The following is an 18,349-nucleotide window of genomic DNA, read 5'->3' as shown; positions in this document are numbered from 1 at the left end:
TGAACAATAGACCAAGAAAAAGGCTTGACTACCTAACACCAAATGAGTATCTTTTGAAAAAGTTCAACATTATGCGTTAGCGATTAGAAATCGCCGTTTATATTTATTCAAAAAGAAGAAGGAAGAATGCGGATGAAAACACGTATGCAAAATCGAAAAGGATTTTCCCTTGTAGAAATCATGATTGTCATCGTGATTTTGGGTATTTTGGCCGCAGTGGCAGTCCCCAACATTGCCGGCAAAATCGAAGACACAAAACGCCGCGCAGACGCAATGAGCGCCATGGAGTTGGCCAATATTTTGGACAGAGCATTCAGCTCCGGTGTAATTATTTTCCCAAACAACACCAATTATAGCGTAAATGTTGATGGAAAAAGTGTGAATGCCGGAATTTCCGTCGCAGTCTTTGTCAACAAAAATGGAACAAACTACTATCGTGGCAGCGGCAGTGTTCTTGTAGATGGCGGCGACTGGAACACAGACAATGGGGTGGCCTATAAACGTATCCAAAGGCTTTTTGAAGACGCAGGCTTTACCAACGTCAAAGTTCGAGCCTCTGCTAAAAATGGTGGCTGGGAGTGTTTTGGGTCTGCTTTATTCGATAAAGGCGTTATCAAAATATTCTCCAGCAGCGAGCCAAGCAATTGTTCCACTACTACAGTAGGCGGAAACTACGAAATCGTTCTGCACAAGGCGCTTAACGGAGACAACCCCATTCAGCCCTATCTAACAGGACAATACGCCAACTAAGAAATTTACTTCCTGCCTTCGTGGTATTCCTCTTCGGTATTCACATTCCAAAGGTCGGTCTTGTTGGTAGAACCTTCGCGAATGCACTTTACGGTTTCCATGGCAGTGAGCATGCTGTGGTCCATGTTGTTGTACTTGTGCATACCATTGCGGCCCATAAGGAACAGGTTTTCAACAGGATCCAGGAATTCGCGGATCATATTGAATTCGCCATAAGTACCGAAGTAAGCGGGATAAGCCTTCTTAATATGGAACACCACAGAGTCGCGGACAGATTCCGGCTTTGCCACGTGAATCTTGTCCAATTCATCAATAGCGAACTTGATGAAGTCGGCATCGGGCATGGTCCACATTTCGTCACCTTCGTTGACGAAGTATTCCAGGCCAATCCACACCTTCGTAGGATCGCTAACAAGATACGGGCTCCAGTTGTTAAACACCTGGATACGGCCGAGCTTTACGTCGCTTTCCTGCACGTAGATCCAATTGTCAGCCACAAACTTCAGCTTGCTTTCGGGAGTGCTCGGTTTTGCAGGATTCTTGATTTCAAGTTTGTCCAGCAAAAGGCCCACGGTCATAAAGTCACGATAGACAAGGCCTTCGGAAACACGCTTCACTTCGGCAGGTACGGCGGCAGTTTCGCTATCCATAGCGGCTACCAGTTCCTTTACAGGCATGGTACTGAGGAAGTAATCGCAAGCGACAGTTTCGGTGTACTGGCCATGATTCACCACCACGCTCACTACGCGATTTCCTTCACGGTTCACTTTAACAACCTTGGCATTCATCTTGATTTCGCCGCCCATTTCCTGGATCTTCTGGGCAACAGTTTCCCAAAGCTGGCCGGGGCCAAATTTCGGATACAGGAACTGGCCAATCAAACTAGTTTCCGTATTCTTCTGACGGATGGCATCACCGGATTCTGCGGCAGGTTTCTTGCTTGCAAAAATCTGCTTCACAGCATGAATCACAGTCTTGGTAATGGAAAGACCCTTGATACGCTGACCACCCCATTCCGGGCTGATCTTGTTGCAGGGAACACCCCACAGTTTTTCGGTATAGTCCCTAAAGAAAGTGCGGTAAAGCTCCACGCCGAAACGGTTGATCATGAAATCTTCAAGACTCTTTTCTTCGCGGGCCGGCAAAATCTGAACTTTCAGATAGCTCATGCCGATCTTGAACATGCGCCAGAGACCAAGCCCACGAATTGTTGAACCGTTCAGACTTACGGGGTAGTCAAAAAGCTTGCGGAGGAAGAGGATGCGGCTCAAGCGGCTACGGCAGAGAATCACGAAGTCGTCCTTCTCCGGATCAGGGCCGCCATCTACAACAGGAACCTTACGACCAATGGCAATATCATCGCGGCTTGGCGCACCCTGCAACGGTAAAATTCCCTGCCACCAGTCCATTACGGCATCGCTCTTGCTAAAGAATCGATGGCCGCCAATGTCCATACGGTTGCCGTTATAGCGAGCAGTGCGTGAAATACCGCCAATCACATCTTCCGCTTCAAAGATTACAGGCTTTACATCTGTGGTGCGGAGCAGTTCCAATGCAGCAGTCAAACCTGCAGGACCTGCGCCAGCAATTACAGCGATCTTCTTATTTTCAGCAACCATGTTAATACTTCTTCTCCCGGAACAAAATCAGCTTGCGCCCACCAAAATTCCACATCAATACGACAACAGCGGCAACCATCTTGGAAAGCATTTCCTGCAGGCCGAAATAGTCCACCATCAAGATCATCAAAAGTTCATTTAATCCAACGCCCGCAAAGCCCACCGCAGCAAAAACAGCAAACTCCGCAGTCTTCTTCTTTTCCAGCTTACGTTCGCAGGCCGTAAAGACCCACCCCACGCTTAAAGCGTAATTCAACACAAGTCCTGCAATAAGACCTACAAGATTTGCCAGCAGATAATGCCACTCAAAAACATAGAGGCAAAGGGCGAACAGTCCGAAATCCACCAAAAAGGCGAGGCCACCCGTAAACAGGTAGCGCATAAACTGCCCTAGTAGAGTTCTACGGGGAATTTTCGCACGGATTATTTGAATAAGATTCATACGATAAAGATAGTATAACCAGCCTCTTTTTTGTAACATCACGTTTACATTTACTACATTCCCATGTATGGGTAACAGAAATTTTAACAGAATAATCGCTCTAACAACAAAAATAGTCGCTATAGCAATTTGTCTAATCTTTATTGCAGAACATTATTTTTTCGAAATCACCCCAACATCTGTATCCCCGACATTCGTGCTATCTTTCATCGTACTCATTGCGCTAAATTGGTACTCAAAAGAATACCAAAAGAAGGGATATTTTACAATATTTCACATACCAATTGTCATCATCCTTCTTTTTTTTGTTGTTCACTTTAGATCCGGAATAGTTTGGGCATTAAACACATTTCCACTTCGAGATGCAAATACGGTCCTACTAACATTAGAGGAACCCTTTGACGACTTTGCATACTTGATGATAAAACAGTATTTAAAAGCCACAATTCCACAAGCGCTTGTAATATCAGTAATTATCACAGTTTTTTTATACACAGTTTTAAATAATACAAAAAAAAGATTATTCGCCATAGGAGTCTACTTCGCAGCAACAATAGCACTGTTCATCAGCGATATACCCATACCAGACTACATCCATATTCTAAATAACGAGCCCCAAAAAAACGCTTCTTATTCAAAATTTTTTGTAGAGAACTACGTCAATCCAGATTCTGTTAAAATTACCGCGCCAGACAAAAAGAGAAATCTAATTCTTATATACATAGAATCAATGGAAACAACATTCACAGACAAAGAACATGGCGGTAATCAAGAAAAAAATCTCATTCCTGAAATTACAGAATTGGCATTACATAACTTAAATTTCGGTAAAGACGGGAACCTTATTGGCGGAGGAATAGACGCACGCGGTTCGAATTCAACCTTTGCGTCAATACACTCACGTACACTAGGAATACCGTTTATTATCAATTATGAAAAAACCCCAGTACTTCACCATTACAAAAGCCTGTATAAAATACTAAACGAAAATGGTTATAAGCAAATTTTCTTCCAGGGAAATGGAGGCCTTTACAAAGAATTCCAAAGTTTTGTTATAGACCAAAAGGTTGATGAAGCCTATGGCCCTGAAGACTTGATACAACGTCTAAACTTGAAAGAAAGAAATCTCCCTAATGGAAAAACTGTTCCGGATAAGGATACGTTCAAATTCGCCAATCAAATTCTTGACACCATATCAGAACCATTTTCTTTAACGTTCTTCACCATAGACACCCATGCTCCGCAAGGAATGTACGATCCCAACTGCATTATAAGTGACAACAATAATAAAGACGAACATTTAAAAGCATCTATACGCTGTGCTTCCAAAGAACTTGGTAAATTTATAACAGCTTTAAAAACAAAAAAATTTTACGAAAACACTTCTATTATCATTTTTGGAGACCACCTCTTTATGGGGACCAGATTAGTAAATGAGTTTCCCCACAGAAAATGGATTGATATTTTTTTGAACGCACCAAAGGTCCCCATATCCGAGAATCGACTTTTTTCAGACATAGACATGTTTCCAACAATGCTTAGTTCATTGAATTTTGAGATTGATGGTAGTAGTCTCGGTTTTGGGACAGACCTTTTCAGTGATAAACAAACTCTATTAGAGAGCATCGGACTAGATTCTCTTAATAAAGAGATTGAGACAATACCAAACCATCTTGTATACGAGAGCTATCAACTCCGAAAAAGACAAAAATAAAAGAAGAGTTTAGCGCATGAGCAATTATTTAATTCATTTCATTCTATCTCTGTTTTTTGCAGAAAGTCTACTTTTTTTATTCAGACATCGGCTGAGCCCACTTTATCTAACATTAGGACTTTTGATTGTCCCGGCAACATCGTACGCTCTTTTCTACAATTTTAACCTGGGTTTAATCCAAAGCAATCTCGTTTATGCCATTGGTTACGCAGGGGCTTTATGGGCTGTCTTTTCCTTTTTTTTATTAACATCTTTCCATAGAGATCACATTCATGACAATCAAAAATTCGTCATTATCAAGGAAATTATCCTTCTTTTTATCCAGTGTATTTTGATAGTGTTATTCTTTATAGTTCCCTGGGCTATAGACACATTTCCTCTATCAAATCCCGAAGCCGTTCTTTTCACATTGTTTTCGCCCATAACCGGGGCTAATAATTTTATAGTAGACACCTTCAAAGAAAAAGTTATAACTTCATCTTTGACAACATTCTTCAGTTTATTAGCAATACAACAAATAATTTCACAAAGTTTATTCAAATTCAAAATATCTGGATCATTTCACAAAGGTCCGCTATCTTTTCATTTATCATCAGATAAAAACAGAAAAATGAGTTTCTTTCATGTAACTAAGTTGACATCTTTTTTGTTATTTGGCGTCGTGTTTATAAACCTTTTGCTTTTACCATGTATAATAAAAAACGCCCCATTTGAAGCCTTATTTGGCTCAAAGATAGACTCAACTTTATACAAAAAGCATTTTGAAGACCCTAAAGAAGCAATATCATTAGCTCAAAAAAACCTTATTGTCATTTTTTTAGAATCCATGACAAACAATTTTTCCAAATACACTCCGGAATTAAATTCTTGGAAAGAAAAAGGGATTTCATTCAATCCAGGAGGAACAAGTGTCTCTGGAACCAGTTGGACAATTGCAGGAATTACATCAGCATTATGCGGAATACCATTAAACATGCCTCTAACAGATGAGGAATACACAGGGAAATTACCAACCTACCTCCCCAATGCAATTTGCATAATGGATTTAATGAAAAATGCAAGATACAATCAGCTCTCAATTCAAGGGTCTAGCGCAAACTTTACACAAATTAGAGATTTTTGGACAGCACACGGAAATGTAGAGATTAGAGACAATCTGCATTATGAAAGAACAAAAGAAATCCCACCCAATTATAATGTCTTTTGGGGAATGGAAGACAAAAAAACATTAGCCTTCGCACAACAATCCCTTGACTCGTTAGCTAAATTGTCCAACCCATTTGCCTTATATATTTCTACGATTGACACCCATCAACCAGATGGATACCTAGACAGTTCATGCCAACATAACGAAGAAAATCAATACAAGAACGTTCTGCGATGTTCTTCATCCATGATAGGTGAATTCCTATCTTGGATACAAAAGCAATCATGGTTTGAGAATACAGTTGTTGCCGTTGTCGGAGACCACATCATTCAAGGACTAGCAGCAAAAGCAGGATTACCTCAAAATGAGGAACTCTACACAACTGCTTTTTTCATCAATTCCGGTTTTGAAAACAAAAACAGCCAACGGAGCTTTTCAAATCTTGATTACGCCCCATCCATACTTGAAGCTTTAGGATGGGAATTACCCCATCACGGCTTTGGCTTAGGCCGTTCGTTATTTTCCAACGAAAAAACAATGCTCGAAATCTACGGTTTGGACAGTCTAAACACACTTCTTAGACAAAGAAGCATCCAATATGATCACTTTCTATATGGGAATTAACCCTTCCTGTTCTGACGCATAGTCTCTCGACTTTTATTATATTACCATAATATGGCCACAGCTATTGAATTCGAGAATATCAGCAAGCAGTACCGATTGGGATTAGTCTCCACCGGCACCTTGAGCCACGACCTCAATCGATTCTGGCAGACCAAGATTTTGCGCCGCGAAGACCCCTACCTAAAAGTAGGCGAAACTAACGACCGCGCCAGCAAAGGTGACAGCGACTACGTTTGGGCACTGAAGGACATCAACTTCAAAATTGAGCAAGGCGACGTAGTAGGCATCATCGGCCGTAACGGCGCCGGCAAGAGCACCCTGCTTAAGCTGCTCTCCCGCGTTACCGCCCCCACCACAGGCATTATCCGCGCCAAGGGACGCATCGCAAGCCTCCTCGAAGTAGGCACCGGTTTCCACCCCGAAATGACCGGCCGCGAGAACATCTACATGAACGGAGCCATCATGGGCATGACCCGCTCCGAAATCACACGCAAGCTGGATGAAATCGTTGACTTCAGCGGCTGCGAACGTTACTTGGACACCCCAGTCAAACGCTACTCCAGCGGCATGACCGTGCGTTTAGGCTTCGCCATCGCCGCCCACCTGGAACCCGAAATCCTCGTAGTAGACGAAGTCCTTGCCGTAGGCGACGCCGAATTCCAAAAGAAAGCCATCGGCAAAATGCAGGATGTGAGCAAAGGCGAAGGAAGAACCGTGCTGTTTGTCAGTCATAATATGGGGGCAGTGAAGAATCTTTGTAAGACAGGGATTTTGATGGATCAAGGACAAATAGCATACTGCGGGAACATTGAAGATACCATCGAAAAATACCTTAATAGCGGGGAAGCTGCAAATGTTTCCAATCGTTTCGCAAATAAACCAGCCCCGGTTTCTTACATAAAAAAGCTGCGATTCGTAGATAAGGACAATCGTGAGGTTGATAAAATCTTATCGGGCGAGCCGCTTGATATTGTTGTAGATTTCTGTTGTCCAGGAAAATCTAATGCGGACATCAATATAGGGATATATAAACAATCTGGAGAACAAATATCTCGATTAAGCACAGAATACACGCCGGTAGAGCTACCCCCAGGAAATGAGCACCAAATTTCTTTTTCAATAAAAAGGCTTTGTTTAAACGAAGGAAATTATTTCTTCAATATATCCTTATGGATTAATAAGCAGACTGCAGATTGGCTCCAATACCCAATTACCCTTAATGTAGTAAACGGTGACTTTTATAAAAATGGAAAAAATCCTAGTAGTAAAGACGGACTTATTCTGACGGAGTACACATGCAAAAGTCTGCAAGAAACATTTCATCAATAGTAAATAACGATTATTGCGTTTCATGCGGAGCATGCGCCCAAGTGTGCGAGAAAAAAGCCATCCGATACGTATTCAAAGATGGACTTTTTACGCCAACAATAGACGCCGCCAAATGCATTAACTGTTCTGCGTGCACAAAAGTGTGTCCTAGCAACGAAATCGATATTCCATCAACGTATGGGACTCTTGATTTAGAATTTAAGCAATCTCCTACATGCTTTTCAGCCTATTCAAATAACGAAACTATTAGACAGCATTCTGCAAGTGGGGGCGTGGCAACAACCGTTGTCAATGGACTCCTACAAAAAAAAGAATACCGCAAAGCATATTTACTTGAATACAACAACTTTCAGGGGCATGCAAATCTCAAAGCAATCACACACGCACAAGATGTTTTTAAATCGGCAAAATCTAAGTATATTCCCGCGTCAATCGGGTGTGTTATTGATGATATAAAGAAAAATAATATCAATGATTCTATAGTTGTAGGAACCCCGTGCCAAATCCTTGCAATAAAAAGATCTTTAAAGCATTACAAAAACAACAATTGTCACATTTTATTCATAGGCCTATTCTGCGATAAAACACTTAATTACAACATCTATTCCTACTATGAGAGCGCCTATGGAAAATATGTTTCCTTCAACTTTAAAAACAAACAAGCTGGAGGTTGGCCAGGGAATACGTTAATTGAAACAAAAGACGGGTGTAAGCAAATTGACAAATCTGTAAGGATGTCCCTAAAGCCCTATTTTCAGTTAAATAGATGCCGATACTGCTTTGACAAACTAAATCAGCTTTCTGACATTTCAATTGGAGATTGCTATCTTCCTCATTTGGAAGACCCAAAGGGGATTTCAAGCGTAATCATCCGAACAGAACTAGGATCTCAAGCTATAGAAAGTGTACAGTCAGAGCTCACCTTGCTACCATCATCCTTTGTTGACATAGCAAAGTCACAAGACATCAACCACCGAAAAATCAATTTGAAAAGGAATTGCACAACGAACAGCGTGTACAAATCAATTCCTGCAAATGTAACGGACGGAATCTTTCTTGATTTCGAGCAAGAGGCGAGTGACTATTCAAAAATTTTAGCAGGAAAGAAGGTCTCATCAAAAACGGGTTTTTGGATTTTTAAAGTAAAAAAAAGATTCTTCGAATCTAAAGTCCCTCATATTCTCAAACGACTTTTACACTTCATTTGGTACCCAGACCACGGATATTATGTGTTTATATCCGGAGCAGGATTTGTAAACAAGGGCGACCATTTAATGAGGGATGCCGTGATTGACCAAATTAGACAAAACAAGCCTAACGCAACAATTACCGTGCCAGAGTGGGTGTTTTATGAGGATCCATCCTACTGCATAAAAAATAAAATTCTGCCCTTACAGCCAGCTCAATACGCCTTTGTACGAAAAATAAAGCGCTACATCTATAGAAACATATTCAACCGTAATATTTGTATATATCCAGAACAAATTGATTTATTCTTAGACGATAGTGGATTCAAGTATTCCGATCAATTCAAAGTTGACAAGGCAACAATTGCTTATCAAAAGCAATTTTTCAAACAATTCACGAAAAAGAATCTACGAGTCTTTTTTTTGCCACAAGCTTATGGTCCATTTAATGAACCAGAATCAAAAGAACTGATTAAATCCGTTTATGAGTTTGCGAACGTTATTTATGCAAGGGAGCAAACATCTTATGATTACCTTTTAAAGGAATTTTCTACTTCAAACAAAATCAAGATTGCACCAGATTTCACAGCATTGTGTCAACCAGCAAGCCAACCCCATGTCCATTTAAAACCAAAGAGCTATGTCGTCATCATTCCTAACGCCCGCATGATTACCCATACACGCCATGACATCTCTACAAACTACTTGTATTTCATCAATAAAATCATTGCTTATCTTCTTAAACAAGGAGAAAAAGTTGTCCTTCTCAATCATGAAGGGGTTGATGATGAAAAATTAATCCGGGAAATAAACAATTCTTTCGCTAACGCATTAACAGCAATCACGAATCTAGATGGAATAAACGTCAAAGCCGTAATTAAAGAATCAAAGCTAACTATTTCCAGCCGATTCCATGGCGTCGTTAGTGGTTTGACAGAAGGGGCCCCAACCCTTTGTACCTCCTGGAGCCATAAATACGAGGAATTATTGAAGGAACATCAATGTGAAAACAATATGTTAAACATTAATGATTTAAATTCTTCGATAACCACAATAGAACAGGCCTTAAATAATCCCGCCCTATACTCCTCAAAAAACGGATGCAATGATTCGCTGAAAAGAAAAATCATTAATATGTGGAATGAAATTTGGGAAAATTTATAAGACTGACGTATATGAACTTGAAAATACTTTACATTCTATCCGGATCAGATTTCGCAGGATCAACCCTGTCGTTTCTGACTATTGCCGAGAATGTAAAAAAAAGAGGGGATAATCCTTTTGTTATTCTCCCTAACCACAACATTGACTTAGAAATAATCCTACGTTCAAGACAAATTCCATATTTTATAGCACCGGTACATTTTTTTTGCTATCCTCAAAAATTTCGTGGCTTTTGGTTCCTCTTTGACATAAGAGATATCATTGTAAATGAAATACGATCTTTTCTTGCAATAAAAAAAATTGTATCAGAAATAAAACCCGATATCATACATACAAACGTAGGCCCAGTTAGCATTGGCCATTTCATTTCGAAATACTTTAAATTACCCCATATATGGCACATTAGAGAATACGGCGATTTAGACTTTAATTTACATCCGTTTCCTAACAAGAGATTCTTCCATCATTGTTTATCACAAGACTACCCAATCGCAATAACAAAAGATATATTCAACTACAATCAATTAACAAACAATAAAAAAGCATCCATTGTATACAACGGTGTTCGTTCGCAAGATGAAATATGTTTCAACGAAAACAAAGAACATTTTTTTCTTTGCGCAAGTCGTGTTAGTCCAGAAAAAGGACATAAAACAGTAATCAAAGCCTTTTCTGTGTTTTCTAAAGATTACGACGATTACAGATTAGTCATTTTAGGCGAAGGCTCTAGAGAATATCAAGAAGAGTTACTTGAGTTCACCCGCACATTACATTGCGAGTCAAAAGTTGAATTCAAAGGATTCATTTCTAATGTTTCTGACTATATGAAAAAGGCTACAGCCCTAATCGTTGCTTCTCCTGCGGAAGGCTTTGGAAGAATGACCGCAGAAGCAATTTTTGCAGGATGTATCGTTTTAGGAAAGAATTCCGGAGGGACAAAGGAAATCCTTGAGGAAGCTGGTGGATTTCTATTTAATTCTGAGCTAGAATTATTAGAATCAATGAAAAAAGTTATTCAATTAAAGACGTGTGAATACCAAAACTTCATTCAAAATGCACAAGGAATAGCCAAAAAACTATATTCTACAGAGAATTGCATAGATATGATATACACCGTTTATAGAAAAGCGTTAGATAATTCTCATGGATAAGCCTTTCATTATCGCCTACTACCTTCCCCAATTTCATCCCATTCCAGAAAACGACGAATGGTGGGGCAAGGGCTTTACCGAATGGACAAATGTTGCAAAAGCAAAGCCGCTATTCAGAGGACATTACCAACCAAAGATTCCTGCTGACTTAGGCTTTTATGACTTACGAGTTCCCGAAGTTCGCGAACAGCAAGCTGAACTAGCTCGAGAAGCCGGAGTTGACGGTTTTTGCTATTGGCACTATTGGTTCGGCAATGGAAAAGAGTTGCTTGAACGCCCTTTTAAAGAGGTTGTTGAATCGGGAAAACCTAATTTTCCATTCTGCCTTGGTTGGGCAAATGAAAGCTGGGAATCCAAGATTTGGAACGCCGAGGGACACAAAACAAAACAAATTCTCATAGAACAGCAGTATCCTGGAGAAAAGGACTCAACAAACCATTTCTACTCACTGATAAATGCATTCAAAGATCCTAGATATATAAGGATTCAAGGAGCTCCACTATTCCTTATTTACAAGCCAGAGTTGCATCCTGATATAAAAAAATTCATGGACACCTGGAACCTTCTGATCCGCAAAGAAGGCATTGCGGAGCACTTTTTCTTTGTAGGAACATGCTCAGACACAACATACGATTCAATACTAAGAATGGGATTCAACGCACAAACAGTCCATCTAGGTGAAAGAATGAGAGCGGCTTACAAAGACCGATCCGTATTTTACCGTAAAATTCACGACTTCTTTAGGACTCTTTTTCACAGGCCCTTAATCATTTCATACAAACAATGCATAAAACACCTATGGAACCCCTCTATTGACCGAAAAGAATCAACCATTCCCACACTTTTGTCAAATTGGGACCACTCCCCACGAAGTAAAAATCAAGCTTTAGTCATACACGATTGCACTCCAGAGCTATTCGAAAAACATTGCAACGAAATTTTTTCAAATATAGCTAACAAAAAAAACAAACTACTTTTTTTGAAATCTTGGAACGAATGGGGCGAGGGAAACTATATGGAGCCAGATTTAAAATTTGGCAAAGCCCGTATCAAAGCACTTAAAAAAGCCAAAATCAACAGTTTCGAAAAATAGCTTTTATGATACATTCACAAGTTCCATTAGTATCCGTCATCATCCCAGTCTACAACGCAGACAAATACCTAGATAGATGTTTATCTAGCATCATCACGCAGACTTACACATCAATAGAAATCATTCTTATCGATGACGGTTCTAAGGATAACAGCGCAAGCATTTGCGACAGCTATGCAGCCAAAGACAACCGCATTACAGTCATCCATAAAGAAAATGAAGGTCAGTCTGTCGCAAGAAACATCGGCACAGACACGTCAACAGGGGAATACATTCTTTATGTTGATGCAGATGATGAAATTCCTCAAAATGCAATAAGTCTATTTATTGAGAAACTGAACGAACATCCGCAAGCAGAAATGGTTGTCGGAGAAATCAAATCTATACCAAACGACCCAACAAGATACTCTGCAAACTATTACAAGCGTTTCGACTACATAGACAACAATTTATGGGTTAGAGAACATTTCTACCGATTCAAAAATAGACTTGCAACAAATCCGGTTAACAAGCTCATAAAAAGATCCTTTATCACACAAAATCAATTGAATTTCAAACCTGGAATTATTCATGAAGACGAGCTATGGATGTTCCATATTTCACAAAGATTAAGTAGATTAGCGTTTGTCCACGAAGCAACTTATCTTCGCTATATCAACCCAAATTCAATCATGACGGGAAGCAGTGATTTAAAAAAGAGTAAAGCATGGGGTATTATTTTAAAAGAAATATTCAACCATTTCTCTGAACCCGCGTGGAAAGAACAATATTTCGCCTATACAAAGCAGTGGATGAATTTCTATAACCCACACAATAAGTTTGCGGAATACGAAGATGTATGGGAAAAAATCGTTGAAATGGCTATAAAAAAACGCCTTTTCTTCTTCATAGTCCTTATGATTTGCTACAAAAAAAGCTATCCTATTTTGCAGGGACACGGAATCGGTTTTATTATTTGGGCAACTTCTAAAATAGTATACAAACAGGCCGTTTAATATATGAAGACAAAATTTCTCTACACTCTAGTAAGTAGCGAGAATGATTGCTATTTAGAGCAAGCGTTTCTTTCTATGGCCTCATTAAAGTACAATAATCCCGAGGCCAAAATTATTTTGCTTGTTGATCAAGTAACAAATTCGTCTTTTCACGACAATCGAAAAAAGTTATTGTCGTACGTAGATGAACTGAAGGTCATTGATGTTGATAGAGAATCAAGTGCTTTTTTTAGATCAAGGTTTATAAAAACAAATGCAAGAAATCTCGTTGAAGGAGACTTTCTATACATTGACTCAGACACAATAATCACAAAGTCCCTTAACGACATTGATCAATGTCAATATGAAATTGCAGCATGCCAGGATTCCCACGTTCCATTCAATCTAAATCCCTACAAAGCCACATGTAAAAAGCACGCTGAGTTACTAAACTGGGATTTAAATGACGATGTCACTTACTTTAATTCCGGTGTAATTTATGTAAAAGACACCCAGAACACACGCGATTTTTACAAACTTTGGCACAAAGAGTGGCTTTCAGGAACAAAGTCTAAAGTCTTTATGGACCAACCTTCATTCGCAAAGGCTAATCACATAATGGGTGATTCAATTAGGATGCTTGACGATATATGGAATTGCGAATTGAAATACGGCATGCAGTTTTTAAAAGATGCCAAGATAGTTCATTACTTATGCAGCAACAAAAACATCCATAGCATCAACAACGTCTTTTTGCTAAACGACCAGAATTATTTTGAGAGCATCAAGAAAAACTGCTCAATAACAGACAACATCAAACAATTATTTACCGACCCGTTCAAAGGAATCGTTTCTGGAACAACATTAATAAACAATTCTGTTTATTCCGATTCCATCGTGTGGTATCTTTTAAACAATCGCGGATCAATCATCTACAATATCGTAAATACATTATTTAAATTTCTTTTTGCATTAAGGCGCTTTTTCTTCAAAACTTATCAATAGTAACATAAAATTTTATGTACAACTACCTCATCGTTGGCGCAGGCCTTTTCGGAGCTACTTTTGCAAATCTTGTCAAAGCCGCGGGCAAGAGCGTTCTTGTTATTGACAAGCGCAATCATATTGCCGGAAACTGCTATACCGAAAACGTTGAAGGCATCAACGTCCATAAGTACGGCGCTCATATTTTCCATACCTCAAATAAAAATGTATGGAACTACGTAAACTCATTTGTCGCGTTCAACCGCTACACAAATTCGCCCATAGCAAAGTTCAAGGACAAACTGTACAACCTTCCCTTCAACATGAATACGTTCAACCAGTTGTGGGGAGTACAGACGCCTGCAGAGGCTATGGCAAAGATTGAAGAACAGCGCCATCAAGCGAACATCACTGAGCCAAAGAATCTCGAAGAACAGGCACGGGCTCTAGTTGGCGGTGACATTTATGAAGCCCTGATTAAGGAATACACAGAAAAGCAATGGGGACGCAAGTGCGCTGAACTGCCTGCATCCATCATCAAAAGGCTTCCGGTTCGCTTTACTTTTGACAACAACTACTTTAACGATCTCTACCAGGGAATTCCCTGCGGAGGCTACACAGCACTCGTAGAAAAGATGTTGGAAGGAATCGAAGTTCGGTTGAATACGGATTTCATCACAAGTCGCAACGATTTAAAATCCGTAGCGGACAAGATTATTTACACTGGCCCTATCGACGAATTCTTTAATCACCTGTTTGGCAAACTTGAATATCGTTCCCTGAGATTTGAAACAGAAACATTGGACATTCCCAATTACCAGGGAAACGCCGTAGTGAATTATATTGATAGCAAGTATCCATTCACACGCATTATCGAGCATAAGCATTTTGAATTCGGAAGCCAACCAAAAACCGTAATCACTCGAGAATACCCTGATTCATGGGCGCTAGGCAAGGAACGTTTCTACACTGTCAACGACGAACGCAACAGCAACCTTTATACAAAGTACAAAGCACTGGCAGAACAACAGAGCAAATATGTTTTTGGCGGTCGTCTTGCTGAATACAAATACTACGACATGGATGATGTAATAGAGAGTGCGATGAATCTTGCAAAAAAGGAACTAGCAAATGGCTAATAAAGTTCTTTCTGTCGTCGTACCCACCTACAACATGGAAGCATACCTTCCCCGTTGTCTAGACTCCGTGACTCGAGAAGACGTTCCGGACACATTAGAGGTAATCGTCGTCAACGACGGCAGCAAGGATCGTTCCCTAGAAATCGCGAAAGAGTACCAAGTTAAGCGCCCCGACATCATCCAGATTATCGACAAACCTAATGGCCATTATGGATCCTGCATTAATGCAGCACTGAAGGCTGCTACTGGAAAATACTTCCGCCCCTTGGATGCAGACGATTGGTTTGACACAGAGTCCCTCGTTCAAATGATTTCTCGACTAGAAACCACGAATGCCGACATGCTAATCACCCCTTTCAAGGTTTTTACGAAAGATGAAATCTTTACCATAAAGTCCGAGCACTTGATTCCCAACCAAGTACACACAGATCTCCAAACGCTAAATGCCAAAGATATGAGATTCTTCGCAATGCACGGAATCACGTATAAGACAGACGTTCTCAAACAATCAGATTATCGTCAAACAGAAGGAATCTGCTATACGGATATGGAATACGTTCTTTATCCTCAGGACCATGTAAAATCTTTTGAGTGTTTCAACGAAGCCCTCTACATGTATGACATGAATCGTGAAGGTCAATCAATGGATCCCTATGTATTCCAAAAAGGAGCTTTGCAATTCTACAAAATTTTCAAACGCTATCTTGAGAACAGGTCTAGCATACCGAAGCATTTCTTCACAAAGCTTCTCGATTTTCTGCATCCATTCTACTTCCAAATCATTTTCTCAAAAACAAAAGAAAATGATTTGTATTTGAATAAAATCGATAAGGAACTCATCCGTATAAATAAAGAAATCACAAAGAATCTAGACAAAAGACTTTTTCATCTTTTAACCCTATGGCGTTCAACCAAAATCCATCCTTGGATTCTAGAAAGTATGAAAAAATCATTAACACACCGGTGATTAGCGGTCGCCAATCAATCCTGGCATAAGGCGACGATAAGCCGAGTATAAGAACGGGAATCGAATAAAAACAGCAAGGATATAATCCGTAAAGAATCGATTCTTTGATAACTTAAAAAAAGACTCGCAATCATTTCTGCAGGAATCAAGTATTTCAGAACTCAACAATATGTTTTTTGAAATATATTTTTCACCCCACCAACAAAAGAGTCCATGCATCATCAAAGGCCTATAGAAAAGATTCGCTATATCATTTTCATTCTTTGCTAGAAAATACTCAAGTGAAAGACGGAAAGCCTTTAAAGCATCAAGATTTTTTTCATTAAATCGATGAACGGTTGTACTCGATGGATTCTTTCTATATGCATATAAAGTACAATCGACAAAAACAGTCTTCATTGATTGATCAAAAAGACGGAACATGCTTGCGGCGTCTTCATACACCATCCCCTCTTCAAAACGAAAGTTTGGGAATGCCGAAAACCTATACATTTTATTCCAACAAGAAACTACTGGAATCGAATCCGTTAGCTTAAGCGATGAATACTTCGAAAAGATTTCCTGTTTTTCAGCATTACGTACACCATACGGACACATTTTATTGGCGACAAAGTTTACTTCTTTATTAAAGGAAGAAACATCGCAGCACGCAATATCGCAGTCAAGCAACAGGCAGGTTTCCACTAGAACTTTTACAAAAAAAGGAGATACGATATCATCGCTATCTACAAAACAAAAGAACTCTCCATTCGATATAGATAAGCCCAAATTTCTCGCAGAGGCTTGTCCCGCATTATCCTTGTGAATTACACGAATTCGACGATCCTGACTCGCATACCGATCACAAATTAAGCCGCTACTATCACAAGAACCATCATCAATAAGTAAAATTTCAAGATTCCTGTATTTTTGCATAACAATGGAATCAAGACATTCCTTCAAAAAACATTCCACATTATACACGGGAACAATTACAGAAACCAAAGGCTCAGAACAGCTCATTTCAAGCCTGCCCTCAAAGAAACAAATTTTTCGACTGCTTTAGTCCCCATCTTCTTCATAGTGTACAAAAAGCCTTCATATCTACAGTGAAAGTAGATTGCCGCAGCAGTAGCCAAGACCTCTCCGAGGCGTTCCCCAAACCTTTTGCAAAGATCAATTCTCAAACGAACATGTTCCTGCTGAGCTTTCGTATACCATGACCCATTAAAATGATGGATACTATATGTATTTGGAGTAGCCCCTATTTCAAGGGTACGAGTATTCTTAGGACTAAAATAGTCCATAGGCAGCAAACATATTCTTCCCTCAGCACAATCAAATTCAGATATAGATTGAATGTCCTGCACTCTGTATTTTGCAAAAATTTGATTCATGGCATAAGGGAGAATCAACATATCTAATTCACCATTTGGCTTTATAAACTGGCGACACTGATAAAAATCTAAACAAGCCTTAATAATCGAATTACCTTTTTCACATCCCATGGTTGCAGCTTCAATTGTATTTGAAGCGTCTATCATATCAAAGAAATGTTCTCGTCCAAAGAAATAGGGTAAATCAAGCAAGTCATCAAACGACTTCAGAACCTCCACGTCGCTATCGAGATAAATGCCACCATAGTTATAAAGAGCGTATAAACGAATATAATCTGCAGCAAAAGCCCATTTCTTCGCTTCGCAGGCTTGCTCAACCCAAAGGACTGAATGTATGTCAAAGGATTCCGTATTCCAAATTTTTATTTCATAGTCTGGTAGTTTTTCTTTCCAGCTCTGAATGCAGTGTTGAACAAGCTCCGGATACGGATCTTTGCTAAGCCAACAGAAATGAATAATCTTAGGAATTGACATGTTTATTTTGTCGTTTCTGAATCCATTTTATTAGATAATATAAAAAAACACCTCCAACCAATGCAAAAGCCATTCGTGCACCAGGAATCAAATTGGAGGGCAAATTCTGAGACCAAAAACGGCTCTTCATCAACATGTGTGGGTGGCTTCGCCACCCTTTTTTGTTGACTTTCGCCTAAATTAAACAAAAAATGGGCTATTTTCTAAAATTTAAT

At 39.6% G+C, this 18,349-nt stretch carries 15 protein-coding genes; 11 read left to right on the top strand and 4 right to left on the bottom strand.

Features of this window, described 5'->3' with window-relative positions:
• Window positions 1-132 precede the first annotated feature (132 nt).
• Window positions 133-750, top strand: coding sequence for a type II secretion system protein (locus BUB59_RS15780; RefSeq protein ID WP_304529026.1), 618 nt, complete (start codon window positions 133-135; stop codon window positions 748-750).
• A 5-nt stretch (window positions 751-755) separates the two neighbouring features.
• Here the strand turns inward: BUB59_RS15780 and BUB59_RS14140 are convergent, their stop codons facing one another.
• Both BUB59_RS14140 and BUB59_RS14135 read right to left on the bottom strand, forming a co-directional pair.
• Window positions 756-2,369 (bottom strand): NAD(P)/FAD-dependent oxidoreductase, encoded by a 1,614-nt coding sequence (locus tag BUB59_RS14140; RefSeq protein ID WP_073231162.1) that lies wholly within the window; start codon window positions 2,367-2,369, stop codon window positions 756-758.
• 1 nt (window position 2,370) lies between these two features.
• Window positions 2,371-2,811 (bottom strand): GtrA family protein, encoded by a 441-nt coding sequence (locus tag BUB59_RS14135; protein ID WP_073231156.1) that lies wholly within the window; start codon window positions 2,809-2,811, stop codon window positions 2,371-2,373.
• A 67-nt stretch (window positions 2,812-2,878) separates the two neighbouring features.
• On the opposite strand from BUB59_RS14135, the gene BUB59_RS14130 reads away from it, so the two are divergent.
• Genes BUB59_RS14130 through BUB59_RS14085 form a run of 10 tightly spaced genes read left to right on the top strand, consistent with a single transcriptional unit; the run spans window position 2,879 to window position 16,284 of the window.
• A complete protein-coding gene (locus BUB59_RS14130; protein ID WP_073231154.1) occupies window positions 2,879-4,525 on the top strand; it encodes an LTA synthase family protein in 1,647 nt (548 codons plus the stop codon).
• Window positions 4,526-4,541: 16 nt separating this feature from the next.
• A complete protein-coding gene (locus BUB59_RS14125; protein WP_073231151.1) occupies window positions 4,542-6,296 on the top strand; it encodes an LTA synthase family protein in 1,755 nt (584 codons plus the stop codon).
• 51 nt (window positions 6,297-6,347) lie between these two features.
• A complete protein-coding gene (locus BUB59_RS14120; RefSeq protein ID WP_073231148.1) occupies window positions 6,348-7,625 on the top strand; it encodes an ABC transporter ATP-binding protein in 1,278 nt (425 codons plus the stop codon).
• Complete coding sequence (locus tag BUB59_RS14115) at window positions 7,592-9,976, top strand: polysaccharide pyruvyl transferase family protein (RefSeq protein WP_073231145.1); 2,385 nt, start codon at window positions 7,592-7,594, stop codon at window positions 9,974-9,976. Before BUB59_RS14120 ends, BUB59_RS14115 begins: the two co-directional genes overlap by 34 nt.
• Before the next feature lie 11 nt (window positions 9,977-9,987).
• On the top strand, window positions 9,988-11,127 hold the full coding sequence (locus BUB59_RS14110) for a glycosyltransferase (RefSeq protein WP_073231143.1): 1,140 nt from the start codon (window positions 9,988-9,990) through the stop codon (window positions 11,125-11,127).
• The gene (locus tag BUB59_RS14105; RefSeq protein WP_073231141.1) at window positions 11,120-12,220 is read left to right on the top strand and encodes a glycosyltransferase WbsX family protein; all 1,101 of its coding nucleotides are present in this window, start codon (window positions 11,120-11,122) and stop codon (window positions 12,218-12,220) included. Before BUB59_RS14110 ends, BUB59_RS14105 begins: the two co-directional genes overlap by 8 nt.
• A gap of 5 nt (window positions 12,221-12,225) precedes the next feature.
• Window positions 12,226-13,215, top strand: a complete 990-nt coding sequence (locus tag BUB59_RS14100) for a glycosyltransferase family 2 protein (protein WP_073231138.1) — start codon at window positions 12,226-12,228, stop codon at window positions 13,213-13,215.
• A 3-nt stretch (window positions 13,216-13,218) separates the two neighbouring features.
• Complete coding sequence (locus BUB59_RS14095) at window positions 13,219-14,199, top strand: glycosyltransferase (protein WP_073231135.1); 981 nt, start codon at window positions 13,219-13,221, stop codon at window positions 14,197-14,199.
• A gap of 14 nt (window positions 14,200-14,213) precedes the next feature.
• A complete protein-coding gene (gene glf, locus BUB59_RS14090) occupies window positions 14,214-15,317 on the top strand; it encodes a UDP-galactopyranose mutase (RefSeq protein WP_073231133.1) in 1,104 nt (367 codons plus the stop codon).
• Complete coding sequence (locus BUB59_RS14085; protein WP_073231131.1) at window positions 15,310-16,284, top strand: glycosyltransferase family 2 protein; 975 nt, start codon at window positions 15,310-15,312, stop codon at window positions 16,282-16,284. Before glf ends, BUB59_RS14085 begins: the two co-directional genes overlap by 8 nt.
• Here BUB59_RS14085 and BUB59_RS14080 read toward each other — a convergent pair whose 3' ends face one another.
• Together BUB59_RS14080 and BUB59_RS14075 are read right to left on the bottom strand one after the other, a co-directional pair.
• Window positions 16,285-17,286, bottom strand: a complete 1,002-nt coding sequence (locus tag BUB59_RS14080; protein WP_073231129.1) for a glycosyltransferase family 2 protein — start codon at window positions 17,284-17,286, stop codon at window positions 16,285-16,287. It lies immediately after the preceding gene.
• On the bottom strand, window positions 17,283-18,134 hold the full coding sequence (locus BUB59_RS14075) for a glycosyltransferase family 32 protein (RefSeq protein WP_073231126.1): 852 nt from the start codon (window positions 18,132-18,134) through the stop codon (window positions 17,283-17,285). The genes BUB59_RS14080 and BUB59_RS14075 overlap by 4 nt, the downstream gene beginning before the upstream one ends.
• Between the last annotated feature and the right edge of the window lie 215 nt (window positions 18,135-18,349).

Origin of the sequence: Fibrobacter sp. UWEL (assembly GCF_900142535.1) — a bacterium.
GTDB lineage: Bacteria > Fibrobacterota > Fibrobacteria > Fibrobacterales > Fibrobacteraceae > Fibrobacter.
This window is presented reverse-complemented; position numbering and strand designations above follow the sequence as displayed.